The 1,035-nt window shown below is 56.6% G+C and carries 2 protein-coding genes; one reads left to right on the top strand and one right to left on the bottom strand.

The annotated features are described in order from the left end of the window. Positions 1–306: hypothetical protein (locus tag WH5701_RS18245; RefSeq protein WP_232201752.1), on the bottom strand; the 306-nt coding region annotated here is incomplete at its 3' end. Here WH5701_RS18245 and WH5701_RS00775 point away from each other — a divergent pair. Then, on the top strand, positions 202–1,035 hold an 834-nt coding region (locus WH5701_RS00775), incomplete at its 3' end, for an adenylosuccinate synthetase (protein WP_232201751.1). The genes WH5701_RS18245 and WH5701_RS00775 overlap by 105 nt on opposite strands.

Raw genomic sequence — 1,035 nt, 5'->3', positions numbered from 1 at the left:
ATCGTCTAGCCAAGGAATTAACCAAGGCTCAAAAGGCAGTTGTTCGGGGAACTTGATCCCACAAAAAACAACAACTTTTGACGTAGGGACACTGGATCTGAAATACTCGCGGATTGTGCAGATCTGCGGCTTCGGGCCGCCGTGTCCTTGGCCAATGTTGTCGTCATCGGCGCTCAATGGGGTGACGAAGGAAAAGGAAAGATCACCGATCTCCTGAGCCGCTCCGCCGATGTGGTGGTGCGATATCAGGGGGGTGTGAATGCTGGGCACACGATCGTCGTTGACGGGCGTGTGCTCAAACTTCATCTCATCCCCTCCGGAATCCTTTACCCAGACACCATCTGTCTGATCGGACCGGGAACGGTGGTGGATCCCAAGGTGATGCTTGGCGAGCTGGACATGCTGCTCGCGAATGACATCGATATTTCAGGGCTTCAGCTGGCGTCGTCTGCCCACGTGACCATGCCGTACCACCGCCTTCTTGATCTGGCGATGGAAAAACAGCGTGGTGATCGCCGGATCGGCACCACGGGCCGAGGCATTGGCCCCACCTACGCCGACAAATCACAGCGCAGTGGAATCCGAGTGATCGATCTGCTCGATGAGCAGCGACTCCGCAACCGACTGGAAGGCCCACTCAAGGAAAAAAATGAGCTGCTAGCGAAGATTTACGGCATCGAACCTCTCGATGGAGAAGCCGTCATCCAGGAGTACTTGGGATACGGCGAACGGCTCTCTAAGCACGTTGTGGATTGCACGCGCGCGATCCACAGCGCAGCAAAAGCTCGTAAAAACATTCTGTTTGAAGGTGCCCAAGGCACGCTGTTGGACCTCGACCACGGCACATACCCGTACGTCACATCCTCCAATCCAGTTTCCGGTGGAGCCTGCATTGGTGCAGGCGTCGGTCCCACCCTTATCGACCGTGTCATTGGTGTTGCCAAGGCCTACACGACGCGGGTGGGGGAAGGACCATTCCCGACTGAGCTCAGCGGCAGCCTCAATGACCAGCTCACTGAACGTGGGGGTGAATTC

The sequence above is a fragment of the Synechococcus sp. WH 5701 genome, assembly GCF_000153045.1.
GTDB classification, from domain to species: domain Bacteria; phylum Cyanobacteriota; class Cyanobacteriia; order PCC-6307; family Cyanobiaceae; genus Regnicoccus_A; species Regnicoccus_A antarcticus.
The sequence above is the reverse complement of the archived record's forward strand: the minus strand, read 5'-3'. Positions and strand labels throughout refer to the sequence as shown.